The sequence below is a fragment of the Bradyrhizobium oligotrophicum S58 genome (assembly GCF_000344805.1).
Classification (GTDB): domain Bacteria; phylum Pseudomonadota; class Alphaproteobacteria; order Rhizobiales; family Xanthobacteraceae; genus Bradyrhizobium; species Bradyrhizobium oligotrophicum.
In genome coordinates, this window is record NC_020453.1 from 1,453,818 (window position 1) to 1,478,878 (window position 25,061).

Consider the following 25,061-nt stretch of genomic DNA (forward strand, 5'->3'; position numbering starts at 1 on the left):
AGGTTGGAATCCAGATGGAAGCGGCCTGGGCCGCAAGCACCAGAGGAGCTCTTTCACACCGCTTCCTTGCGAGCGAAGCGAGGTGCGTGCGGCGACTATTGAGGCGTCCGAAATGTCTCTGGCTTCTTTTCACCCGGCTCATGTAAAAGCCCTTCACATGAGCTGGCGCAAGGAAGAGCGCCGCGCCGAGCGCGGCTATCATCACGGTAACCTCAAGGAGGCGCTGCTGCAGGCGGCGCTCGACCTGATCGCGCAGAAGGGCGCTGCCGGCTTCACCTTCGCCGACGCCGCCCGCATGGCCGGGGTCAGCCCCGCCGCGCCCTATCGCCATTTCCGCGATCGCGACGAACTGCTGTCGAGCATCGCGCAGCGCGGCTTCGAGCAGTTCGAGGCGCAGCTGTCCGCTGCCTGGGACGATGGCCGTCCCGACACGGTCACGGCGTTCGAGCGCGTCGGCAAGGCGTATCTGGCCTTCGCCCGCGAGGAGCCCGCGTTCTATTCGGCGATGTTCGAATCCGGCGTGGCGGCGGACTCCACCGCGGGCCTGTTGGCTGCGGGCGAGCGCGCGTTCGGCGTGATCCGCGCCGCCGCCGAGCGGCTGGCGGCGCTGGCGCCGCCCGGCGTGCCGCGCCCCCCCGCGCTGATGATGGCGCTGCACATCTGGTCGATGGCGCATGGCATCGCCTCGCTGTTCGCCCGCGGCGACGCCGCCCGCCGCAAGCTGCCGATGTCGCCGGAGGAGCTCTTGGAAGCCGAGGTGCTGATCTATCTGCGTGGGCTCGGCTTCCCCACCGACCGACGGTCCGCGTCGCCGTCGGGCGCTGAACCGCCGCCGCTGCCGGACGACGAGAAGCCGGCAGGGCCGTGGGGCCGGCCGAAATAAGGTTCAAAGACGGGCGAAAAATAATTCGGGCGACGCGTCAGGCGGTCGCCTTGACAAAATCAGGGGTTGGTCTAGCTATGTAAATGTTATTTACATTCACACGGCATGGCGCCGCGAATGGAGAGGGAGATGGCCTACACCGCAGATGTCAATCGATGGCGCGGTTCGGAGGAGGAGCAGAGGTACCGGCCCCACATGATGGAGTCGCCCTGGCACCCCGGCTGGATCGCGGTGACCGTGCTCGGCTTCATCATCTGGTGGCCGATCGGACTTGCCCTTCTCTTTTTCACACTCGGGAGCAGAAAGATGGCGTGCTGGAGCGGCGGTGATCGCTGGTCGAACAAGATGGAGCGGATGCAGTGGAAGATGGACCGCATGCGCGACAGGATGGAGCGCCGCGGCTTCGGTTTCGGCTTCTCGCAGCCCTCCACCAGCGGCAACCGCGCCTTCGACGAGTACCGCATGGAGACCTTGCGGCGCCTGGAAGAGGAGCAGCAGGAATTCCGTGATTTCCTGACCCGGCTGCGCCACGCCAAGGACAAGGAAGAGTTCGACGCGTTCATGGCCCAGCACAAGCCGCGTCCGACTCCGCCGACCGACCAGCCCCAGGGCTGATCGAGAGCTGATCGCAGCCGACCCTGACGCCGCAGGGCTTTCAGCCCCCGCCCTGACCGCACAAGACGCCCGCTTGCGGTTCCCCGCCGGCGGGCGTTTTGCGTTTCCGGATACCGCACGCCTGCGGCGGCTCGCCGCTGCCGTTCGGCGACCGAATGCCCGGTCCGATCACAAGGGGCTGATCACAAAGGCTCTATCTGGCTGTCCCGGCTGGACCTTTGACCTCCGCAAAACTCCGCGGTAACCCCGCCTTAACCCCGGACGGGGTTTGGTTAAGGGGCGCTTACGCGCGCCAAGAGCCCTTGTTTTGACACGTTGGCAGAGGAAGCAGGCCGCTTATGGCTTCGGCGGGCCTCTTAAAGCGATCAGTTCAGGGTTTTCTCGCGCAGGCGCTTTCCGCCGCGACGGCATCCGGCGTGGAACGGCGGCTGCATGGTCCCGGGGGTACCGGGATGGTTGGTTGAGAGGATATTGCGGATGTCTGGCGATAGCACCGGCCTGTCCCTGATAGATCTGTTCGGCAATGCCGGCTGGGTGGTCCGGATCATCATGCTCGGCCTGATCTCCTGCTCGATCTGGGTGTGGGCGATCGCGATCGACAAGATGTTCCTGTTTTCGCGGACGCGCCGCTCGATGGACCGGTTCGAACAGGCGTTCTGGTCCGGAGAATCGATCGAGGAGCTGTATCGGGTGCTGTCGGCGAAACCGACGCAATCCATGGCGGCGTGCTTCGTGGCGGCGATGCGGGAGTGGAAGCGTTCCTTCGAGGGCCATGCCCGCTCGTTTGCCGGCCTGCAGATGCGGATCGAGAAGGTGATGAACGTCTCGATCGCCCGCGAGATCGAGCGGCTGGAACGCCGGCTGCTGGTGCTTGCGACTGTCGGTTCCGCCGGCCCCTTCGTCGGCCTGTTCGGCACGGTGTGGGGCATCATGACCAGCTTCCAGGCGATCGCGGCGTCGAAGAACACCTCGCTGGCGGTGGTCGCGCCGGGCATCGCGGAGGCGCTGTTCGCCACGGCCATCGGCCTGATCGCGGCCATTCCGGCGACGATTTTCTACAACAAGTTCACCTCCGAGGTGAACCGGCAGGCGCAGCGGCTGGAAGGCTTCGCAGATGAATTTTCCGCCATCCTGTCCCGTCAGATCGACGAGCGGGGATGAGGGCGGGTATAATGGCGTCCGGATCGTGAGTACCAGACCATGGGCATGAGCACGGGAAGCGCCTCCGGCGGCGGCGGTCGCCGCGGTCGGCGCAAGGCGGCGGTGATGGCGGAGATCAACGTCACGCCGATGGTCGACGTCATGCTGGTGCTGCTGATCATCTTCATGGTGGCAGCACCTCTGCTCACCGTGAACATCCAGGTCGATTTGCCGCAGGCGCAGGGCGGCTCGGCCTCGACGGCCGATGCCAAGCCGCCGCTCGAAGTGACCGTGAAGAAGACCGGCGGCGGCTGCGCTTCCAAGGTCGACGTCTATCTCGGCGAGACGCCGATTGCGATCGGCGAGCTCGGCCCGAAGATCAAGGCGATGAAGGACGCCGGCGCCGGCGGTGCCGACAACGTCGTCAAGATCCGTGGCGACCGTGACGCCTGCTACTCCGACATGATGAAGGTTCTGGGGCTGGCGCGCGACGCCGGCTACCGCGCCAGCATCGTCGTGCTGCCGGAACAGGGTTCATGACGTTCAAAGACCTCATGCAGTTCGTTCGGACGCGCAAGGGCACGGCTCTGTCCGTGGCCCTGCACGTGTCCGTGCTGTGCTGGGGTCTGTTCAGCTTCTCCGCACGCTCGATGGTGGCGCCGCCGGAGGATCTGGTGCCGGTCGACGTCATCTCCGAGGACAACACCTCCAAGGCCAAGGCCGGCGCGCTGACCGGCAAGAAGGAAGCGCAGAAGCTGCTGGCCGACAAGATCGGCGAGAAGAAGCCGACCGAGGACATCGTCGGCAAGGTCGATCCCAAGCCGGTGACCGAGACCGACGCCGCGCCGACGCCGCAGCCGAAGCCGGAGAAGCCCGTCGAGAAGAAGCCTGATCCGCCGAAGCCGGTCGAGAAGAAACCCGATCCGCCAAAGCCCGTGGCCGAGACCAAGCCGGAGCCGCCCAAGCCCGCGCCCGCCGAGAAGCCGAAGCCGGAAGAGAAGAAGCCTGATCCCTTCAACCCGGATCAGATCGCCAGCGTCCTGAACAAGGATAAGGCCAAGCAGCCGCCGAAGCCGCAGCAGGCCGCCGCCGCCACGCCGGAGCCGCCAAAGCACAAGAGCGAGCGAAAGTACGATGCTGAGCGGATCGCGAGCCTCATCAATCAAAAGGATCCAACGCGACAGGCGGTGACGGGGACGGAGCTGAATGCGAATGCAGCGTTAGGATCGGCCAGGGGCATGAGCGACAGCAATCTCGCGAGCTTGCAGGGAGCCTTCATGGCTGCCGTGAAGCGTTGCTATAACTTCCCCTATAACGGTCCGGATGCCGATCAGTTTTGGGCGGACGTCGATATCTACCTCCAGCCCGACGGAACCGTCGCGTCAATGTCGACGATAAAGGTGGGCGGACCGTCGCGTTCGGTTGCCAATGCAATCGCGGAGAATGGCAAGCGGGCCACACAACAGTGTCAGGTGTACAGCTTCCTGCCAAAGCAGCAGTATAATTCTTGGAAGATGATGCCGATGAGATTTTGCATCGGCGATCGTGAGCGGTGCGGACCGCAAGATTGAAGGTAATCGTCAAGCGATGAGCATGACAAGATCAATAACTCGCCGCAAATTCATTGTCGCTGGCGCCTCGTCTATCGCTGCGATCAGCGCAGGCAGCGCTTTCGCGCAACGCCTGCAGATCAATCCGGAATCCAAGCCGATCCCGATCGCGATTCCGCCGTTTGTACCCGGCGGACCCGGTGATGCCGACGTCGCCAACGGTATCGCGCAGGTCATCACCAACAATCTGAAGCGCAGCGGATATTTTGCGCCGCTCGATCAGGCTGCATTCGCCGAGCGCATCACCAATTTCGACCAGGTGCCGCAGTTCGCGAGCTGGAAGCCGCTCAACGTGCAGGGACTGCTGACCGGCCGCGCCACCCGACAGAGCGATGGGCGGCTGAAGGCCGAGTTCAGGCTGTGGGACGTCAATTCGGGACAGCAGTCGGCAGCCCAGCAATACGTCACCGCGCCCGAATACTGGCGGCGCATCGCCCACATCATCTCTGACCAGATCTACACCACCCTGCTCGGCGAGAAAGGCTATTTCGACAGCCGCGTCGTGTTCGTCGACGAGAGCGGTCCGTCGGAGCGGCGCGTCAAGCGGCTGGCGCTGATGGATCAGGACGGCGCCAACGTCCGCTATCTCACCCGCGGCGCCGACCTCGTGCTGACGCCGCGGTTCTCGCCGTCGAGCCAGGAAATCACCTACATGGAGTTCGGGCAGGGCGACCCGAGGGTCTATCTGTTCAACATCGAGACCGGGCAGCGCGAGATCGTCGGCAACTTCCCCGGCATGTCGTTCTCGCCGCGCTTCTCGCCCGACGGCCAGCGCATCATTCTCAGCCTGCAGCAGGGCGGCAATTCCAATCTGTTCGTCATGGACCTGCGCTCGCGCACGACGACGCGGCTCACCGACACGCCGGCGATCGACACCTCACCGTGCTATTCGCCGGACGGCAGCCAGCTCTGCTTCGAGTCCGATCGTGGCGGCAAGCCGCAGATCTACGTGATGTCCGCCAGCGGCGGCAGCGCCCAGCGCATCTCGTTCGGCGAGGGCAGCTACTCGACGCCGGTGTGGTCGCCGCGCGGCGACTACATCGCCTTCACCAAGCAGGGCGGCGGCCAGTTCGCGATCGGCATCATGAAGACCGACGGCTCGGGCGAGCGCATCCTCACCGCCGGCTTCCACAATGAGGGCCCGACCTTCTCGCCCAACGGCCGCGTGCTGATGTTCTTCCGCGATCCCGGCGGCACCGCCGGTCCGTCGCTGTATTCGATCGACGTTTCCGGTCGTTTCGAGCAGAAGGTTCCGACGCCCGGCTTCGCCTCGGATCCGGCCTGGTCGCCGCTGCTGTCGTGACGGAAAGCGGGCCGGACGGGCCCGCTCACGCCGCCGCGCGCGCGCCCTTTCCTAGATCGCGCGATGCGTGTTTTTGAAAAAAATAGAACCATTCGTTGCAGGAACCGGGTAGTGTTCGCCTAGTTCTCTGAATTTTCGGCGAAATCTGCGCTGTTCGCGGCTGCGGCAACGATGCGCTAACGATGTTCCCTCAGAAAGACTTCACCTGCGAACGGTAATAGTACGCACCGAACAGGACGCGTGCGCACGAATGCAGCTTGCCAGTCAGAATGGGGAAGACGAACGTAAATTGTCGCCTGCGATCCAGGCGGCTCTCGTCGACTCTCTCTTCCAGGATCCCGGCCCGATGTTTGCCGGCGCACTCTGCGCCGCCATCGCGGCCGTCATGACCGCGATCAAGAGCGGCGACGTCAACCTGTGGCCGTGTGCCGCGATGCTGATCATCGCCGGTGCCTTCCGCTCGCTCGACATGCGCCACTACCGGGGCCTGTGCGACAGCGGCCGCCTGACGCAGACGGCGGTCGAGCGCTGGGAGATACGCTATCAGGTCGGCGCCATGATCTACGCGCTGGTGCTCGGCGTCTGGTGCGTGGTCGCCCTGGTCGACAACAGCGACCCGGTCGTGCACCTGATCGCGATCACGGTGACGCTCTGTTACATGTCGGCCGGCGCCGGCCGCACCTACGGGCGGCCCTGGATCTTCCATGTTCAGATCCTGCTCGCCTGCGGGCCGCTCGCGGTTGCCCTCGCGATTCACGGCAGCCCCTATTACCTCGGCATGGCGGCGTTCTGCGTCCTGTTCTTCATGTCGCTGAAGCACATCTCGACCAACCTGCAGCGGATATTCGTGCAGGCCTTCGTCGCGCGGGAGAGCGAGGGCGCTCTGGCCAAGCAGTTCGATACGGCGCTGAACAACATGCCGCATGGCCTTTGCATGTTCCGCCCGGACGGGCGCCTTGCCGTGATGAATCATCGTTTCGGGCAGATGATGAGCCTGCCGGATGACATCATCCAGCGTGGCGGCAACGCCGCCGACATCATCAATGCCTGCGTGATCTCGGGGGCGATCTCGGCCTCCAGCGGCAGAATGATCCTGTCGGAGATCGAGCACACCAAAACGCACAACATCATCACAAGCGATCCGGACATCATGCGTGACCGCTCGCTGTCCTGGACGTTCCAGCCGATGGCGGATGGCGGCGCCGTGGTGCTGCTCGAGGACATCACCGAGCGTCGCCATGCGGAAGCGCGGATCTCGCACCTCGCCCGCTACGACGAGCTCACGACCCTGCCCAATCGCGTCAACTTCCGTGATGAGATCGAGCGTCTGCTCAAGATCCCGCAACGGAACGGCGAGCTGTCGGCGCTGCTGTTCGTCGATCTCGACCGCTTCAAGCAGGTCAACGACACCCTCGGCCACCCCTGCGGCGACCAGCTGCTCTGCGCCGTGTCCGAGCGGCTGCGCGACATTCTGCGTCCCGAAGACTTCGTCGCGCGCTTCGGCGGCGATGAGTTCGTCGTGTTCCAGCGCAACATCCGCTCCAACGACGATGCCGCCGTTCTGGCCCGCCGCATCGTCGATCAGCTGAGCGAGCGTTACAAGATCGACAATCATCTGGTCGAGATCGGCGCCAGCGTCGGCATCGCCATGACTGCGCCAGGCATCAGCGCCGACACCCTGCTCAAGAACGCCGACATGGCGCTGTACCGCGCTAAGGCGGAGGGACGCGGAACCTTCTGCTTCTTCCGCGACGAGCTTGCCCAGACCGTCGAGGCGCGCCGCATCCTCGAGCTCGATTTGCGCAAGGCGCTGGCGAACGAAGAGTTCGAGCTGTTCTACCAGCCGCTGGTCAATCTCAAATCCGGCAAGATCTCGACCTGCGAGGCGCTGCTGCGCTGGAATCATCCGGTGCGCGGCACCGTCTCGCCCGTCGACATCATCCCCGTCGCCGAGGACATGGGCCTGATCGTCGATCTCGGCCGCTGGATCCTGCGCAAGGCCTGCTTGGAATGCATGAAGTGGCCGGACGCCGTCAGCGTCGCCGTCAACTTCTCACCGCAGCAATTCCATCAGCGCGACGTGCTGAGCGAGGTCCGCTACGCGCTCGAAGTCTCCGGTCTGCCGCCGCATCGTCTCGAGATCGAGATCACCGAATCCTCCCTGCTGCGCAACACGCAGCTGACTCACGACGTTCTCTCGCAGCTGCACATGCTCGGCGTGCGGATCTCGCTCGACGATTTCGGCACCGGCTATTCCAGCCTCAGCTATCTGCACAACTTCCCGTTGGAGAAGGTCAAGATCGATCGCTCGTTCCTCGAGGGCATCGACAGCGATCGTCCGCTGACCTTGCTGCGCGGCGTTGCCCGGCTGTCCGCCGATCTCGGCATGTCGGTCGTGGTCGAAGGCATCGAGACCAACGAGCAGCTCGAACTGGTGAGCGTGGACGGCACGGTCACCGAGGCCCAGGGCTATCTGTTCAGCCGCCCCGTGCCCGCAGTGCGCATCCGCCAGCTCCTCAACGCCTCGCATGGCCGACGCTCGGTCGACGAGGCCGCCATTGCCGTCGGCGGGACGCGATCCATCGCCTGAGCCTCGGCCTGGTCGGACTTTGCGGATTGTGTGCCTATCAGCGCCGGTCCGGGCGCGGCGTCACGGCGATGACCGCAACGCGATCTTCCGGCGAGGCGCCGCGTCCTGCTCCCCGGATCCCGGCACCGATTGCTTCGACGCTATCGATGGGTAGGCCGACCGCGACCAGAGCGTCGCGAACAGCTAGCGCCCGACGCCGTGAAAGTCTGAGATTGTAGTCCGCACGACCCGGGCTGTCGGTGAATCCACGAACGACGACATGCGAGCCTTGCGGCATTCCGGTAAGGATGCGGGACGCATAGGTGCTCAACGCGTCCTTCGTATCGCCATTCAGGGCGGCGGACCCGATGGCAAAACGGATCGTCAAGCCTGGATCGTTTGCATAAGATGCCGCGTCGCACGAGCTTCCGATTGGGCACCGCATGACCCGCTTGGCGCGCAATGACCGTAGCACGTCATCCTCGCTGCCGGCGTGAGCCGGTGCGACAACAAACTGCAAACCCATCAGAGGCATCATCGTCAGGAGGGCGCGCAACATCGGTCGTGTCCCGGTTATCTTGTCGAGGCTAACGCTGGTGCCTGGGCTGCTCTGTGACTTGAATCACATTCGATTGACGCAGGTTTTGCTAACGTTGCTTGGTTGCGCAAGGGCCGGATAGGGGGACGGGGTGGGCTTTCAAAGCAGGGACCAGATGGCGGATGCTGGCACCGGCCAGCGCATGCGGCCCGATCAACCGTGGTCCTTGAGAGTCGCAGCAAGTCTCCGCGCGCGACGCTGCTCAGATCGTCTGGGACGCGGGCCGCAGACAGCACGTTGGATCCTGGCCTGCATCGTCGCGCTGCCGATGGTGATTTCACCGGCCATTGCTGGTGCAGAAGATCCGTCGGCCATCTTCAAACGCTACCAGGCCGCGATCGAAAGCAGGGACAACGCCGCCGCCGTGCGAGAGGGCGAGCAGTACGAGATCGCGATCAGGAAGAAGTTCGGCGTAGACCACGAAGCCTATGCGGCGGCGCTACACAACCTCGGGCTTGCTCACGAGCGCTTGCGTGCCTGGAGTACTGCAGAAGGCTACTACAATCGTGCGCTCGCGATCAGGCAGGTCCGCGGCAAGAGCACTGACCTTGCATGGACCCTGTTCAATCTCTCGAATATCTATCGCGAGCAGAGGAAATTTGCCGAAGCCGACGCCAACCTTCGCCGGGCGCTCGACATTCGCGAGAAAGCTCTCGGCCCCGACAATTTGGACGTCGCGCAGACGCTGTTCAACCTCGGCGTTCTCAAGCGCCTGGAAAGCAAGCTCAGGGAATCCGAGGAGTTCAGCCAGCGCGCCGCGCTGATCAGGGAAAAGGCGCCGGGTGCAAGCGCGGCGGTGCGCATACAATCCTTGAACGAGCTGGGGCTGATTTCTTACCAGCAGAGAAAATTCATCGAGGCGGAGGCGGCCTATAAGCGCGCGCTACCGATTGGCGAGTCAGGCAACCTCAAGGCCGATCTGGCCTGGACATTGCTCAGTTTAGCCAATGTCCAAGTCGATCAGAAAAAGTACGACGATGCCGAGGCGTCGCTCGCCCGCGCCGTGGAGCTGCGGCAGCAGGTATTGGGCCGGGATCATCTCGACACCGCCCAGGCGCTGCACAATCTCGGGCGCGTCGGTCGCCTGTCCAAGAAGTTTGCGAACGCCGAAAAGAACCTCAGAGCTGCACTCGACATTCGCGAGAAGGCCGGTGCCAGCGCGCTGGCGATCGCGTATTCTTGCTATGAACTGGGTCTCAACGATTATCAGCAGCAGAAATATGCGTCGGCCGAGGCCTGGTACAAGAAGGGCCTGCCCTTGGCCGAGCAGGCGCTCAGTCCGCTGGATCTTGCGAATTACCTGTATGACTTCGCACTGACCTACCGGCCCCTGGGCGAACACGGACAGGCCGAAGCGCTGATCAGGCGCGCGCTGCCGGTGTTCGAGCAGAAGCTCGGGGCAAACAGCTCGAAGGTCCAAAACGCGCTGCTCGAGCTGGCTTTCGCCGTACGCTCCCAGGGCCGATTCGACGAGGCGCTCGATCTCGTAAAGAGGGGGTTCGCGATTCAGGAGGCCAATCTCGGATCGGATCATCCCGACGTCATCGCCGGCATCGCAAAGCTGGGCCGCCTCTATCTCGACGATCTCAAATACGCTGAGGCCGAGCAGACCTTGCTGCGCGCGCTCGCCATCAAGTCAAAGAAGCTCGGGGCGGATCATCCTGATCTGCTGCCTCAGCTCAAGGCGCTCGCCGAGACGTATCGGGCGTTGGGGCGGACCGACGACGCTGAGCAGCAATACCAGAGAATGCTGACGATCAAGGAGAAGACCCTCAAGCCCGTCGATGCTTCGTTGACGGAGACGCTGCTGGCTTTGTCGGACCTCTACAGTGATCAGGGCAAAACGTCAGAAGCCGAGGCGGTCGATCGGCGACTGCTTGCCATTCGCGACGAGGCGCTTCGTGCGAACGAAGTCGATGCCGCCAAGATGCTCGATGAGCTGGCCGGAAAATACAAGGACCGGATGTTGTTCGCCGATGCAGAAAAGCTCTATCGCGCGGCACTCGACATCCAGCAGTCGAAGTCGATTGAAGACGAGGCGACGGCAAGCATGTCGAGCGGCCTTGCATCCGTGATGAGATCGCAAGGGCGCCTCAGCGACGCGGAGGCTCTCCACAAGCGATCGCTCGCAATCAGAGAGCGTCTCCTTGGTCCGGAGGACTCCAAGGTCGCCGCCAGTCTCACCAACCTCGCCCTGGTCGTATCCGATCTCGGCAGGGACAGTGAGGCGGAGAGCCTGTACAAGCGCGCCTTGGCCATCTACGGCAGGCTCGATCAGCTCTATCCCAGCAGAATGGCCTTTGACGACAGGATCGTCACGCCGCTGAACAATCTCGCGAGCATCTATAATGACCAAGGCAGGTTTGACGAGGCGGAGACGCTTTATCAGAAAGTCGTCACGATCAGGACCCAATTGTACGGCGTCGGGGATAGCGGCGTCGCACGGACGCTCAACAATCTCGGCGCATTGAACAGGGTCCAGGGCCGGCTGGAAAAGGCCGAGGAGTTTTCCAGCCGGGCGCTACCGATCGCGGAAAAGACCGCCGGTCCGAAGAGCCCGCTCTTTGCCTACATTCTGAGAAGCCTTGCCCTCACCTACCAGATGCAGGGCAGATACGCCGAAGCAGACCAGCTCTATCAGAAAACCCTGGATATCGCGCAAAGATCTGGATTTGGACAAAGCCTGCAGAAGGCAGGCGCCCTCAATGATGCTGGATCGCTGTACCTGCTGCAGACCCGCTACCCCGAGGCCGAGGCGGCCCTGAGCGAAGCGCTCGCCATCAGGACCGACAAGCTAGGCGCACTTCACCCGGACACCGCGGAGACGCTGCAACTCCTGGCCAGGGTGAGCGAGGCGGCCGGCAAGCGCGAAGATGCACTGGACTACTCTCGCCGTGCGACGGCTGCACTGGTGACGGGTGCAGCGGGCGCCAGCGTATCGATTCAGAAGGGAGACAGCCGGGCGCGGAGGCAGACCCATGCAGATTACTTCGAGCAGCACCTGCGGTCGCTATCGTTGCTGCGGGGGTCGGCGGCGGCGCAATCCAGTCCCGAAGCCGACGAGGAGGCGTTCAAGACCGCGCAGTGGGCGACACACTCTTCTGCTGCTGTAGCGCTCCAGCAGATGGCGGCTCGGTTCGCCACAGGCTCTGGAGAGCTGCTGTCGCTGGCGCGAGAGCGTCAGGACCTGGATGCGTCGTGGCGCGAACTCGATCAACGGCTGGCTGAGGCGATGTCGAAGACCGAGACCAGCGCGACACGCGCGTCGACCGGAGAGTTGCGTGCGCAGGTCGCAGCGCTAGAAGGACGACGGCGAGAAATTGGCGCGGAGCTCGATGCCAAGTTTCCAGAATACGCAGCTCTCGTCTCTCCCAAGCCGTTGAGCATCGGACGGGCCAAGGCTCTGCTTGGCCCGGACGAAGCCTTGGTCTACTTCGTCGTGGGCGAGCGGAAGAGCTACGTGTTCGCGCTGACCCGGGAAGGCATGTCGTGGCGCGAGCTCGCGCCGGGGGCGGCCGTGCTCAGCGAGAAGGTGAAGAACCTTCGTCGCGGCTTGCATGATTTCGAAGATCAGCGTCTCGAGTTTCTGAGGAGTGGAAAACGGCTTGAGCTATTTGATCCGTCGATCGCGCATGAGCTGTATACGACGCTGTTGAGCCCGGTCGACGAACTGGTCGGAAGCAAGCAGCACGTGCTGGTCGTTCCTTCCGGACCGCTGACCACGCTGCCATTTCACCTGCTGGTCACGGCCAAGCCGCCTATTGCGAAGCCGGACCTCAAGGATATTGGCGTCTATCGAGACGTCGCATGGTTGATCAAGCGACAGGCAGTCACCGTATTGCCGTCGGTTTCCAGCCTGGAAGCACTTCGGGCATCCACGGCGCGGCAGCCGGCGGCGAAGGCCATGATCGGTTTCGGCGACCCGATCTTCGATCCGGCCGAGCGCGGCCGTGCCCTTGCGGACCAGCGTGCCGCGGGCAGGGTGGCGGCGAATACCCGAGCCTATACCGACTTTTGGAAAGGCGCCGGCCTGGACCGCGCGAACCTTGCCCGCAGCCTGCCGTCTTTGCTGGACACCGCGACGGAATTGAAAACGGTCGCCAAGAATCTCGGCGCTCCGGCAAGTGACGTTCTGCTCGACCGCGATGCCACCGAGGCCAACGTCAAGACACGACCGCTGACGGACTATCGGGTGGTGTATTTTGCCACGCATGGTCTGGTTGCGGGAGATGTGACGGGCGTCGGAGAGCCTTCACTTGCGCTGACGCTGCCAAAAGAGCCGAGCCCGCTGGATGATGGGCTGTTGACCGCAAGCGAGATTGCCCAGCTCAAACTGAACGCGGATTGGGTCGTTCTCTCGGCCTGCAACACGATGGCGGGCGACAAGCCGGGAGCGGAGGCGCTGTCCGGCCTCGCGCGAGCGTTCTTCTATGCCGGCGCGCGCGCATTGCTGGTGTCGCACTGGTCGATCGATTCCACGTCGGCCACGCGGCTCACGACCGCCACCTTCGCCAGGATTGCCGACCAGTCCACGCTTGGAAGGTCCGAGGCACTTCGGCGTGCGATGATCGACTACATGAACGACAACGCCAATCCGCTCAATGCCTACCCGGCGTTCTGGGCACCGTTTTCCGTTGTCGGAGAGGGATCGTTGCGCTGAGGCCCGCCCCGCGGCGGGGTGACATTGCCAAGGGCCCGCTTCGATACCCCTGCGTTGAGAGCATGGCGCGTATGTTGGTGCGCGCAGGACAACCGCACGTCGTATCAAGCGAGGGCAGGTGAGCGCGTATGCCAGTCGAATTCGTTTCGAATTGGCACGTAGCTGATCCAAAGCGATCAATCCTGGCGCCGCGTTTTCCCTGTAAGTCACGGTTGTGACACCGGGATTCTACGTACCGTTAACTGTGTACCGGCGAAAGCTTTGCATCCGAATTAACGCGCTGTTAATCTCGTCACCACTCGTAAGAGTTGCGTGAAAGGGGTTGCGAATGAAGTCGGCGGCTAGATTGACTGCCGTTGCTGAGCAGAGGTCGGATGCCCTCGAGGACGTGGATTACCGGCTGGCTCTGACCGCCGAGGACAAGGATGAGATCTATCGTCTGCGTTACCGCGCCTATCTGCGCGAAGGGGCCATTCTCCCGTCGGCCAGCGAGCGCGTCACCGACGAGTACGATGACCTTCCCAACAGCTTCGTCTTCGGCGTCTATGTGCGTGGCGAGCTCTACAGCTCCATCCGCATCAGCGTGCTGAATTCGCAGTGGCGCAAATCATTGTCGTCGGACATGTTCGCCGATCTGCTGCATCCCGAACTCGACCGCGGCAAGGTCATCATCGATCCCACCCGCTTCGTTGCCGACCATGAGAAGGCCCGGTCGTTTCCGGCGCTGCCCTATGTGACGGTCCGCCTCGGCTATGTCGCCTGCGCCCATTTCAATGCGGACATCGGCTTGGCCAACGTCCGGCCGGAACATCGCGCCTTCTACAAGAAGGTGTTCCTGCAGGAACCGTGGGGCGAGCCGCGCCTCTACGCCGGCCTCACCAAGCCGGTCGGCCTGGTGGCGGCGCACTATCCTTCGATCCGCGACCGCGTGTTCCAGCGGTTTCCGTTCATGCGTTCCAGCGCGTTCGAACGGCGCATGCTGTTCGATCGGCCGTCGCCCGACGCCTTCACTGATTCGTTCAGGATTCATCCGGTCGCGCACGCGGGCTGATCGTGCCTCCGGCATTGCGCCCGATCCGGCCCGCGTCGCCGTTCGATCCGTGGCTTTGGTGCAAAAATCAGCGAAAAAGCGCCTGGCTGCAGGCGCGGCGCCGCTTGCCTTCACCCTGGCGCCACATTTACAACCCATTAACCATCGCGGTCGCTTTTTCGGGTTTCGTTAGCATTTGACGGGGTTCGGCAAGACCCCATCAAGGTTGACGGAACGTTCGCTTAACCATCGCCCTGTAGACCGGATGGCAGTCTAAGAACGTGAGCGTGGAGGCTCCCGGAATGAAATATCAGATGCGTATCCTCCAGGGATTGAAGCTGGCCGCGGTGTTCGCGGTCGCGCTGTCGATGGGCGCCTGCGCCAACAAAAATCTCACCGGGGCCGATGGTGCGATGGCCAGCGCTGCGACTCCAGGCAGCCAGCAGGACTTCGTCGTGAATGTCGGCGATCGCGTCTTCTTCGAGAGTGATCAGACCGATCTCACGCCGCAGGCGATCGCGACCTTGGAAAAGCAGGCGCAGTGGCTGCAGAGCTATCCGCGCTACAGCTTCACGATCGAAGGCCATGCCGACGAGCGTGGCACCCGTGAATACAACATCGCGCTTGGCGCCCGCCGCGCGCAGTCGGTGCGCAGCTTCCTGGCCTCGCGCGGCATCGATCAGGGCCGGATGCGCACGATCTCCTACGGCAAGGAACGGCCGGTCGCCGTCTGTAACGACATCTCATGCTGGTCGCAGAACCGCCGCGCGGTCACTGTGCTGAACGCCAGTTCATAAAGCTGAACGAACGTGTTGCTGGTGAAGCCGGCGTCGCCCAGCGACGCCGGCTTCATCTTTTGGTCTTCGCTGGAACGTCATTTGTCTCTATTTCAGTTCTGACGTAGAGCCTCGCTCGCAGGGCTATTATTTCCAACGTCTCGCCGATCCAGTCGTCAGGGCAGCATGTCATTCATGTTTCTTTCCAGGAGCGCCGCCGCGGTTCTCGCAGCGTTCGTCGTTTTCTCGTGCCAGGCATTGTCGTCGCCGGCGTCGGCCCAGGCCGACGACGACGACCCTGAGATCCGGATTCAGCGGCTGGAAAACCAGCTCCGCCAGCTCACCGGCCAGAACGAGGAGTTGCAGTTCCGCAATCGCCAGCTCGAGGAGCGGCTGCGGCAACTGCAGAGCGGGGCGCAACCGCCCGCGCCGGCCGCCCAGCCGAGTGCGGCTGCGGCGTCGCCAACCCAGATCGCCCCCGCCTACGGTCAGCCAGCCCAGCCCGCCTATGGCCAGCCGCAACAGCAGGCCTATCCGCAGCAACAGCCGGGCTATGCGCAGCCGCAGGCCGCGGCAGCCGCCCCGATCGCGCAGGACCCGCCGGCCCCGGGCGTCGGCACTCGCCGGCGTGGCGATGCGTTCGACCCCAATCAGAATCCGACTGCGCCCGGCGCGCCTCAGGCGCTCGGCGGCGGCCAGTTGCCGGTCCAACCTAGCGCCCAGCCTGGCCGTCCGGCCGGCGATCAGATCACGCCCGCCAACACCACAGGCGGCCGCTATCCGCAGAGCGCCCCGGCCGCGGCTCCCGGCCCGGGCGGACTCGAGACCGCACCACCAAGGCAGACACCGCGCGACGAATACGATCTCGGCATCGGCTACATGCAGCGCCGCGACTACGCCCTGGCCGAGCAGACGATGCGCAACTTCACCCAGAAATATCCGAACGATCCGATGATCGGGGACGCGCAATATTGGCTCGGCGAAAGCTTCTTCCAGCGCCAGCAGTATCGCGACGCCGCCGAGATCTTTCTTGCGGTCACGACGAAATATGAGAAGTCGTCGAAGGCGGCGGACGCGCTGCTGCGCCTCGGCCAGTCGCTGGCGGCGCTGAAGGAGAAGGAGGCCGCCTGTGCCGCGTTCGGTGAGGTGACGCGCAAATATCCGCGCGCTTCGGCAGGCGTGAAGTCCACGGTCGACCGCGAGCAGAAGCGGGTGAAGTGCTGACGGTGCCGCGTGCGATGCAGGGCCATCTCCAACACCGGGCGGTGTGAACTCCGACGTCGGAGTTTGTTGTTCCGGCGTCTCCGGCCTAGTCTGCGCGGCCATGGCAGCCAACGAGACCGCGCAGGACAGAGCTTCAGAGCACGGCGATCCGGTCTCCGTTGCCGAGGCCGAGCGCCTGTTCGCGCCGCTCGCCGGTGCGCCCGCGCTCGTGCTGGCGATCTCGGGCGGCCCCGATTCGATGGCCCTGATGTGGCTGGCGGCGCGCTGGCGCTCGACGCTCGAAAGCGGACCGCGCCTCGTCGCGGTCACCGTCGATCACGGATTGCGCCGGGAGTCCGCGCGGGAAGCGCGCATGGTGAAGGAGGTCGCGGGCCGGCTCGGCATTCCGCATCGGACCGTGCGCTGGCGCGACGCCAAGCCGGAGGCGGGCATTCCGGAAGCGGCGCGGCTGGCGAGATATCGTTTGCTGGCGCGCGCCGCGCGGCAGGCTGGCGCCAGCCACGTCGCGACGGCTCATACCCGCGACGACCAGGCCGAAACCGTGTTGATGCGGCTGTTGCGCGGCAGCGGCATCGTCGGGCTCGCGGCGATGGCGGCGATCAGCGAGCGGGAAGGGTTGCTGCTGGCCCGGCCGCTGCTGGAGCTTCCCAAGGCCCGCCTCGTGGCGACGCTTCGATCCGCCGATGTCCCCTTTGCCGACGATCCGACCAATCGCGATCCAGCCTTCACCCGGCCGCGGCTGCGCGCGCTGATGCCGGCTCTGGCCGCCGAGGGCGGCGATAGCAGAACGCTGGCGACGCTGGCCGGCCGGCTGGGCCGGGCCAATGCCGCGATCGAATTGATGGTCGATGGCGCCGAGCGATATCTCGCGCTGCTCGCAGCCGGCCATGCGCCGGCACAGCCGAATCACGGCCAGACGTTCGAACCGCGCGCCTTTGTCGCACTCCCCGCGGAAATCAGGCTGAGGCTCCTGATGCGCGTCATCAATCGCATTGGAACCGAAGGGCCCGTGGAACTCGGCAAGGCGGAAGCGCTGCTCGATCGCCTCGACCGGACCCTTGCTGGGATCGCAGATGGTGGTACGTCTGCGCCGGGCAGGCTAAAGCAAACTCTTGCTGGTGCGCTGGTAAGCATGACGCGGGAGGCGATCCGCATCACCCCCGCGCCGCCGCGGCGGCTGCGCGGGAAATGAGGCGGCGAAGCTTTCGCCGACCCTTAACCACCTGCGTCGGCGGCGCTTTCCCGCGCCATTTTTTGAGCGGGAATCGGGCTAGGATGCGCTAAATAGTCCTGTCTGGTTCCCTTGGCATCGGTGCGAGTGGTACCTAGATTACGTGACGGTCGACCGGGGGATTCCCTCGTGGCTACCCAGGGATGAGTCCGAGGACGAACGGCCGCGATCCGCGCGACCACGAAGGAAAATCGATGAACGCCAATCTGCGCAATTTCGCCCTTTGGGTCATTATTGTCTTATTGCTGTTGGCGCTGTTCACGCTCTTTCAGAACCCGGGGCAACGCGCGTCGTCGACCGACATCAACTTCTCGCAGCTGCTGACCGAGGTCGATCAGGGCAATGTGCGCGACGTCGTGATCCAGGGGCCGGAGATTCACGGCACCTTCAAGAACGGCTCCTCCTTCCAGACCTACGCGCCGAGCGATCCGAACCTCGTGAAGCGCCTGTACGACGCCAAGGTCAACATCCAGGCCAAGCCGCCGGGCGACAACGTGCCGTGGTTCGTGTCGCTGCTGGTGTCCTGGCTGCCCTTCATCGCGCTGATCGGCGTCTGGATCTTCCTCTCGCGCCAGATGCAGGGCGGCGCCGGCAAGGCGATGGGTTTTGGCAAGTCGCGCGCCAAGATGCTGACTGAGGCGCATGGCCGCGTGACCTTCGAGGACGTCGCCGGCGTCGACGAGGCCAAGCAGGACCTGCAGGAGATCGTCGAATTCCTGCGCGACCCCGGCAAATTCCAGCGGCTCGGCGGCCGCATTCCGCGCGGCGTGCTGCTGGTCGGCCCTCCCGGCACCGGCAAGACGCTGATCGCGCGTGCGGTGGCGGGCGAAGCCAACGTGCCGTTCTTCACCATCTCCGGTTCTGACTTCGTCGAGATGTTCGTCGGCGTCGGCGCGAGCCGCGTCCGCGACATGTTCGAACAGGCCAAGAAGAACGCGCCCTGCATCATCTTCATCGACGAAATCGACGCGGTCGGCCGTCATCGCGGCGCCGGTCTCGGCGGCGGCAATGACGAGCGCGAGCAGACCCTCAACCAGCTGCTGGTCGAGATGGACGGCTTCGAGGCCAATGAGGGCGTGATCCTGATCGCCGCCACCAACCGCCCCGACGTGCTCGATCCGGCCTTGATGCGTCCCGGCCGTTTCGATCGCCAGGTGGTGGTGTCGAATCCGGACATCATGGGCCGCGAGCAGATCCTCAAGGTGCACGTCCGCAAGGTGCCGCTCGCGCCGGACGTCAACCTCAAGACCATCGCGCGCGGCACGCCGGGCTTCTCCGGTGCCGACCTGATGAACCTCGTCAACGAAGCTGCGCTGACCGCCGCCCGCCGCAACAAGCGGATGGTGACGCAGTCCGAGTTCGAGGAAGCCAAGGACAAGGTCCTGATGGGCGCCGAGCGCCGCTCGATGGTCATGACCGAGGAAGAAAAGATGCTGACCGCCTATCACGAGGCGGGCCATGCGATCGTCGGCCTCAATGTCCCGAGCCACGACCCGATCCACAAGGCCACCATCATTCCGCGCGGACGCGCGCTCGGCATGGTGCAGTCGCTGCCCGAGGCCGACCGTCACTCGCATACCCGCGAGTGGTGCGTCTCCAAGCTGGCCATGATGTTCGGCGGCCGCGAGGCCGAGGTGCAGAAGTTCGGCGCGGAGAAGGTGACCAACGGTGCCACCGGCGACATCCAGCAGGCCACCAACCTCGCGCGTGCGATGGTGATGGAATGGGGCATGTCCGACAAGCTCGGCCGTGTGCGCTACCAGAGCAATGAGCAGGAGGTGTTCCTGGGTCATTCGGTGGCGCGCTCGACCAACATCTCGGACGATACCGCCCGCCTGATCGACTCCGAAATCCGCGGCCTGATCGAAGCCGGCGAGCTCGAGGCGCGTCGCATCATCACCGAGAAGCGCGAGGATTGGGAGGCGATCGCCCAGGGACTGCTCGAATACGAGACGCTGACCGGCGAGGAGATCCTCGATCTGATCAAGGGCAAGAAGCCGAACCGCGAGTCGGCGATCGAGCCGTCGACGCCACGCGCTTCGGCCGTGCCGCCCGCCGGCAAGCCGCGGCCGCGGCCCGATCCGGATCCAGGCCTGGAGCCGCAGCCGCAGGCGTAAGGCCGATCCGGCTGGTCGGATCAGCTCTTCCGATCTGGAAACTGATGAGATCGAGACGACAGGCCCGGCTTCGCAGCCGGGCTTTTCGTTGTCTGCCGACAACGGGGCCTTTAGTGCAGAAGGCGGGTGCCGGCTACGGCTTGTCGAACCAAGCCTTCCATTGCGGTACGGCGGTCGCGAAGGTGCCGCGATGCGACGTCGGTCCGGTCGACACCGCCTCGACCTTGCCATTGCCCGCGCCGATCGCCTGTTGGTAGGTCATCGCGAGCCGGCCGAGACCGGTCGAGATCGCCTCGTCGGTCTCGCCGTAATAGTTGCGCACCGGCGTCTTGATGATCCAGCGATAGGCCTGAGTCTGGGCGACGAGGCGGCCATAGGCCGACGCCGCGAAATATTGCGCGTCGAAATAGTCCGGCTTCAGCAGCTTGTGCAGGTCGGCCGGGACATCGGCGGCGTTGAAGGGCTGCCGCTCATAGGCCTTGCGGGCGACGTCGTAATAGCTGTCGCTGATCACCGAGCGCGCCAGTCCCGGCACGGCATAGTAGTTCTCGAACGCGAATGCCGACAGGATGAACAGCGAGTTGACCCAGGTTGCATCGTTGCTGCGCGGAAAGTTGAGGAAGCCGTTGAGCGCGACGAACACGTCGACAGGTGCGCTTGCGGTCGCCGCCGCTGCGACCGGCACGCCCGCGCTTTCGAGCTTCTCGAGAAACGCCATGGTGACGAAGCCGCCCTGCGACCAGCCGGCGATGGACAGCCGGGAGGTCGCGAGGTTCATGTGGTCGAGCACGGCCCGGCTTGCGATCAGCATGTCGTAGGTCGCCTGCTGGTGGCTGGCCTTGACCATGTAGCCTTCCGGCTCGGTCGAGAGGCCCATGCCGAAGTAGTCGGCACCGATCAGGACATGGCCCTGGCCGGCGAACTGCGCGATCATCAACTGCGTTTCGGGCGACTGCTCCGGAAACGACGGCACCTGCCGTTTTCCGTACACCGTGCCATGCTGATAGGACACCATCGGCGGCATCTTGTCGTGCTCCTCGGGCACCGCGAGCAGGCCGGTTGCGGTGATCGGCTTGTTGCCGCGCTCGGGGACGACGGAGGAATAGGTGACGCGATAGAGCAGGGCGGCCGTGCGCGCCGGCGTGTAGGTGACCGGGACACCGGAGAATTTCGGCGTGTCGACCGTCAGGATCGTGTTCAACCGCGCGACGTCCCAACGCGCGAGATACTCATAGCTGACGTCGGAGGAGACGCGAACCGGGCCCTTGCCCTGGGCGCTGCCGACTGCGGGCCAAATGGTGCAGACGAGGAGCGCGATGAGAATTCGGTGGCGAAACATGGGGACTCCCGCGGTTGCTGCTGCTGGTTGTATCGGCGCCAAGCGCTACAGGCTGCGCGTAAACAATCGGTGCGACCGCGGCCGGCTGGGCTCGAGCCGCTGCGCTTAAGCCTTCTTCAAGCCTCCCCGCTTATTGCTTGACCAGAAGTGCGCCCGTGCAGGCGCGGAGCGCGAGGTCGATATGGTCGACACATCTCCAGGCGCTGCGATCCCATCGCAGCAGCGTGCCGTCCCGGCCAGCCTGTTTGCCGTGTGCTTCGTGCTCGCCTGCGTCAATGCCGCGTTCTTCCCCGCGGGCCTGTTGTCCGGCATCTGGATCTGGCGTCCGGACGGCCTCGGTATTCCCACCGACTTCGTCAACGTCTGGGCTGCCGGCAAGCTCGCCTTGCAGGGCCATCCGGCCCTGGCCTGGGATTGGGACGTGCAGCGTCAGGTCGAGCTCGACCTGCTGCAGCAGGATTTCCCTGGTTACTTCGCTTGGCACTATCCGCCGCCGTTCCTGTTCGTCGCGGCCTTTCTTGCGCAGTTTCCCTACGCGCTCGCCTTCGCCGCCTGGGCGTATGCGAGCTTCATCCCGTATGCGCTGGTCATGCGCGCCATCGTCGGCCGCGGCTTCGGCCTGTTGCTCGCCGCCGGGTTTCCGGCGCTGTTCTCGAACGTGCTGGTCGGGCAGAACGGATGTCTGACCGCGGCGCTCGTCGGCGGCACGCTGTATCTGTTGCCGGTGCGTCCGGTATTGGCAGGGATCTGTCTCGGGCTGCTGACCTACAAGCCGCAATACGGCCTGCTGTTTCCGATCGTGCTGATCGCTTCCCCGCGCTGGACGGCGTTCGTATCTGCGAGCATCACCGCTCTCGTGCTGGTGCTGACGTCGTGGCTCGCCTTCGGCATCGAGAGCTGGCACGCCTTCTTTCACTGGCTGCCGACGTTCTCGCAGGCCTTCCTCACCGAAGGCAAGGCGACCTGGTGGAAGCTGCAGAGCCTGTTCGCGCTGGTGCGCTATTTCGGCGGCTCCGAAGCGCTCGGCTGGACCTTTCAGTGGGTGCTGACCGCGGCCGTCGCTGTGGTGCTGGTGACGCTGTGGCGCAGCCCGGTGCGCTACTCGCTCAAGGCTGCAGCGCTCGCCGTCGGGCTTCTGCTGACGACGCCCTATCTGTTCATGTACGACATGACGGTGCAGGCGATCGCCGTGGCGTGGCTGGTCAGGCTCGGCCTCAACGAGGGCTTCCGCCGCTACGAGTTGCCCGCGCTCGGCTGCATCGCGGCGCTGCAGATCACGTTCATGATGACCGGCATTCCGCTCGGCCTGGCGGCCAATCTGATGGTCGGCGGGCTCGTGCTCGCCCGGGCCGGATCATGGTGGCGGCGGCAACCATCGCCTTCGGAATCCGCGCTCGCAACGGCTTGAGGGGCAGGTCCTAACGACCAAGCCATGATTCCCCTTGTCTTCTTTCCTGAACAAGTGTTCAGTTCTTCCAAGCGATTTGCGAGGACAATCCTCCAAAAACACTGAACCAGCGTTCGCCGGGGCTGCCTGGACGGGCGCGTCCGGGACGAGAAACGCCATGGTTTATCGGCGAACCCATCAGGTGGTGAAGCGGCTGGCCGCCCGCCGGAGTGCGATTCTGGCCGCCGCCCGCGACACCGCCGCCGAGGGCGGCATGTCGGCCGTCCAGATCGCGCCGGTCGCGATCCGCGCCAATGTCGCCGCCGGAACGGTCTACCGCTATTTCCCATCGAAGGCCGATCTCATCTCCGAACTGATCGCCGAGGTGTCGCGCGATGAGCTGGCCGCCGTCCGGCGTGCCGCCGACGCAGCACCCGGCCCGTCCTCGGCCCTGGCCGCCGCCGTCTCCACCGTCGCCGTCCACGTCCTGTCGCAGCGCAAGCTCGCCTGGGGCATTCTGGCCGAGCCGGTCGACGTCGACGTGACGGCATCGCGCATCGCCAGCCGCCGCGACATCGTCGGCGAGATCGCCTCGCGGATCGATGCGGCGGTGCGCGCCGGCCATCTTCCGGCACAGGATACCCAGCTGGCGGCGACCGCGCTGCTCGGCGCGCTGCACGAAGCGCTGGTGGGCCCGCTCGCGACCGACACGCTCGACGATCCCGCGAGGCTGCGGGACACGGTCCAGGCCGTCACCTTGCTGGCGCTGCGCGCGGTTGGCGTGATGGATGCGCGCGCCCGCGGTCTGGTCGTGCAGGCCGTGCTGCCGGTCAAGAGCCTGGTCGGCGCTTAGCCGGACCACGGGCTGCGGCTTAAGCAAGCCTTCACGCCGCGCGGTGATCGTGGGAGCGGCGTGCCCCCGGGGCCGCCTTTGCCCCGGTGTCCAGGTATTCCCTCGATCTATGTCCTCCGCACGCAACCATCTGGCCGCGCTGCCCGTGATCGCCGGATCGGCGTTGGCCGGCGCCATCTATGCCTACTCCGCCGGTGAAGACATCAACTGGGACTGGCAGAACTATCACGACTACGCGGGCTTCGCCCTCGTGCACGGCCGCTTCGATGTCGACGTCGCGCCCGGCGGCTTCCAGAGCTTTCTCAACCCGCTCATCTACCTGCTGCCCTATGGGATGCGCCACGGGCTCGGCGCGCAGTGGTGGGGGATTGCGCTCGGTGCGCTGCACGGGCTCAATCTCGCGCTTGTGTGGTGGGTGAGCCGGGTGCTGCTCGGGCGAGCGGCCGGCGCCGTCACGCTCAGCGCAACTCTCATCATCGCGGCGCTGAGCCCGATGGCCTTGTCCGAGGTCGGCACCAGCTTTGCCGATATCCTGACCGCGATGCCGATCCTGGCGGGTGTCGCTCTGATGTTCAGTGATGACGACGATCGCGGCCGACGATTTGTGTTGGCCGGCCTCCTGGTCGGCGCCGCCACCGGGTTGAAGCTCACCAATGCCACCTTCCTGGTCGGTGCCGGCGTCTCGCTGCTGCTGGTCGCGCGGCCGCTGCGCGCAATCCTTGGCTTTGGCACGGGCAGCGCGCTGGCTTTGATCGTCACCGCAGGGCCGTGGGCGCTGAAGATGGCGCGCGACTACGGCAGTCCGCTCTATCCGTTCTACAATACGATCTTCCGTTCACCCGAGGCGCCGCTGGTCTCGATCGCCGATACGCGCTTCATGCCGTCGGGACTGATCGATGCGCTCGCTTTTCCGTTCTATTGGGTGATCGGCGAGCATCCCTCGTCGGAATGGCCGTTCCGCGATCCGCGTTTCGCCGTCGTCATCGTGCTGCTGATCGCGCTGGTCGTCTCCGGCCTGTGGCAGAGGCGCGAGGTGCTGCCGCTGCGCGACCGGCGTCTCATCCTCTTCTTCTCGACCAGCTACATCCTGTGGCTGCTGGCCTTCTCGATCCAGCGCTATCTGATTGCGCTCGAACTGTTGTCGGCGCCGCTGATCGTGTTGTTGCTGATCCGGCTGATGGACGCTTGGCGTGGACCCACCGTGCCGTTCGGTCCACCGACGCGACGCGTGCAGGCCGTGACCATTCTCGCTGCGCTCGCGGTCGCGCTTGGGTCGCAGCCGAGCGACTGGATGCGGCGGTCGTGGTCCGATCCCTATCGGCCGCAACTCGCGCAGGCCCTGCGCGAGCCGGCGACATTCCTGCTGCTGCAGAAGCCGCTCGGCTACGTCACATCGTTGCTGCCGGCGGGCTCGCGCGTCTATCAGTTGTCCGAGCTCGTCGTTCCGATCGTGCCCGCTGGTGTGCTAGACCGCCGCATCCGCAAAGGCCTCGCCGAGCCGCTGCCCGGCGGCGTCTGGGCGCTGTATTTTGCCGATAGCCCGGCCGACAATCCGCCGCGGCTCGAAATGCTTGCCGACTACGATCTCAGAATCGATGACTCCAGCGCTTGTGAGCGCATCCCAGGCGCAGACGGCACCGACATCATGGCCTGTCCGGTGATCTCTGCATCATCAGCTGCGGCCTCGACCGCAGGCCTGACGCCTGATCGGGGCGATAACTGATCC

General features: G+C 64.7%; 18 protein-coding genes. 16 read left to right on the plus strand and 2 right to left on the minus strand.

All coding sequences use genetic code 11. From position 1 onward, the window contains the following. Window positions 1-157 precede the first annotated feature (157 nt). The 7 genes from S58_RS06295 (at window position 158) to S58_RS06325 (ending at window position 8,141) form a co-directional block, all read left to right on the plus strand. Window positions 158-883: a TetR/AcrR family transcriptional regulator gene (locus tag S58_RS06295; RefSeq protein ID WP_015664418.1), complete on the plus strand. Its 726-nt coding sequence runs from the start codon at window positions 158-160 to the stop codon at window positions 881-883. A gap of 129 nt (window positions 884-1,012) precedes the next feature. Continuing rightward, a complete protein-coding gene (locus tag S58_RS06300) occupies window positions 1,013-1,498 on the plus strand; it encodes a DUF2852 domain-containing protein (protein ID WP_015664419.1) in 486 nt (161 codons plus the stop codon). A 477-nt stretch (window positions 1,499-1,975) separates the two neighbouring features. Continuing rightward, window positions 1,976-2,659, plus strand: a complete 684-nt coding sequence (gene tolQ / locus S58_RS06305; protein WP_015664421.1) for a protein TolQ — start codon at window positions 1,976-1,978, stop codon at window positions 2,657-2,659. Between the two features lie 39 nt (window positions 2,660-2,698). After that, on the plus strand, window positions 2,699-3,178 hold the full coding sequence (locus S58_RS06310; RefSeq protein ID WP_042338859.1) for an ExbD/TolR family protein: 480 nt from the start codon (window positions 2,699-2,701) through the stop codon (window positions 3,176-3,178). Then, entirely contained in the window at window positions 3,175-4,209 is a 1,035-nt protein-coding gene (locus S58_RS06315) for a hypothetical protein (RefSeq protein ID WP_015664423.1), read from the plus strand. The genes S58_RS06310 and S58_RS06315 overlap by 4 nt, the downstream gene beginning before the upstream one ends. A gap of 16 nt (window positions 4,210-4,225) precedes the next feature. Further along, the gene (tolB, locus tag S58_RS06320; RefSeq protein ID WP_015664424.1) at window positions 4,226-5,551 is read left to right on the plus strand and encodes a Tol-Pal system beta propeller repeat protein TolB; all 1,326 of its coding nucleotides are present in this window, start codon (window positions 4,226-4,228) and stop codon (window positions 5,549-5,551) included. 250 nt (window positions 5,552-5,801) lie between these two features. Next, window positions 5,802-8,141, plus strand: a complete 2,340-nt coding sequence (locus tag S58_RS06325; protein WP_015664425.1) for a putative bifunctional diguanylate cyclase/phosphodiesterase — start codon at window positions 5,802-5,804, stop codon at window positions 8,139-8,141. Between the two features lie 37 nt (window positions 8,142-8,178). On the opposite strand, the gene S58_RS35755 is transcribed toward S58_RS06325, so the two are convergent. Beyond that, entirely contained in the window at window positions 8,179-8,679 is a 501-nt protein-coding gene (locus S58_RS35755) for an OmpA family protein (RefSeq protein ID WP_052351202.1), read from the minus strand. Between the two features lie 154 nt (window positions 8,680-8,833). Between S58_RS35755 and S58_RS36185 the strand changes: the two genes are divergently transcribed. The 6 genes from S58_RS36185 (at window position 8,834) to ftsH (ending at window position 19,756) form a co-directional block, all read left to right on the plus strand. Further along, on the plus strand, window positions 8,834-13,378 hold the full coding sequence (locus S58_RS36185; protein WP_083938511.1) for a CHAT domain-containing protein: 4,545 nt from the start codon (window positions 8,834-8,836) through the stop codon (window positions 13,376-13,378). Window positions 13,379-13,706: 328 nt separating this feature from the next. Next, window positions 13,707-14,429: an N-acyl amino acid synthase FeeM domain-containing protein gene (locus tag S58_RS06340; protein ID WP_015664428.1), complete on the plus strand. Its 723-nt coding sequence runs from the start codon at window positions 13,707-13,709 to the stop codon at window positions 14,427-14,429. Window positions 14,430-14,710: 281 nt separating this feature from the next. Next, on the plus strand, window positions 14,711-15,205 hold the full coding sequence (gene pal, locus S58_RS06345) for a peptidoglycan-associated lipoprotein Pal (RefSeq protein ID WP_015664429.1): 495 nt from the start codon (window positions 14,711-14,713) through the stop codon (window positions 15,203-15,205). Window positions 15,206-15,379: 174 nt separating this feature from the next. Next, window positions 15,380-16,408: a tol-pal system protein YbgF gene (gene ybgF, locus S58_RS06350; protein ID WP_015664430.1), complete on the plus strand. Its 1,029-nt coding sequence runs from the start codon at window positions 15,380-15,382 to the stop codon at window positions 16,406-16,408. A 100-nt stretch (window positions 16,409-16,508) separates the two neighbouring features. After that, a complete protein-coding gene (gene tilS / locus S58_RS06355) occupies window positions 16,509-17,600 on the plus strand; it encodes a tRNA lysidine(34) synthetase TilS (protein WP_015664431.1) in 1,092 nt (363 codons plus the stop codon). Between the two features lie 233 nt (window positions 17,601-17,833). Next, complete coding sequence (gene ftsH / locus S58_RS06360; protein ID WP_015664432.1) at window positions 17,834-19,756, plus strand: ATP-dependent zinc metalloprotease FtsH; 1,923 nt, start codon at window positions 17,834-17,836, stop codon at window positions 19,754-19,756. A gap of 133 nt (window positions 19,757-19,889) precedes the next feature. Here ftsH and S58_RS06365 read toward each other — a convergent pair whose 3' ends face one another. Beyond that, window positions 19,890-21,095: an alpha/beta hydrolase family protein gene (locus tag S58_RS06365; RefSeq protein WP_015664433.1), complete on the minus strand. Its 1,206-nt coding sequence runs from the start codon at window positions 21,093-21,095 to the stop codon at window positions 19,890-19,892. Window positions 21,096-21,276: 181 nt separating this feature from the next. Here S58_RS06365 and S58_RS06370 point away from each other — a divergent pair, with 181 nt between their 5' ends. From S58_RS06370 to S58_RS06380, 3 genes are all read left to right on the plus strand, one after another. Further along, the gene (locus S58_RS06370) at window positions 21,277-22,503 is read left to right on the plus strand and encodes a glycosyltransferase family 87 protein (RefSeq protein ID WP_015664434.1); all 1,227 of its coding nucleotides are present in this window, start codon (window positions 21,277-21,279) and stop codon (window positions 22,501-22,503) included. 157 nt (window positions 22,504-22,660) lie between these two features. After that, window positions 22,661-23,335 carry a TetR/AcrR family transcriptional regulator gene (locus S58_RS06375; RefSeq protein WP_015664435.1) on the plus strand — a complete coding sequence of 225 codons (675 nt, stop codon included), beginning with the start codon at window positions 22,661-22,663 and terminating at the stop codon, window positions 23,333-23,335. A 109-nt stretch (window positions 23,336-23,444) separates the two neighbouring features. Beyond that, on the plus strand, window positions 23,445-25,058 hold the full coding sequence (locus tag S58_RS06380; RefSeq protein ID WP_015664436.1) for a glycosyltransferase family 87 protein: 1,614 nt from the start codon (window positions 23,445-23,447) through the stop codon (window positions 25,056-25,058). Window positions 25,059-25,061 lie beyond the last annotated feature (3 nt).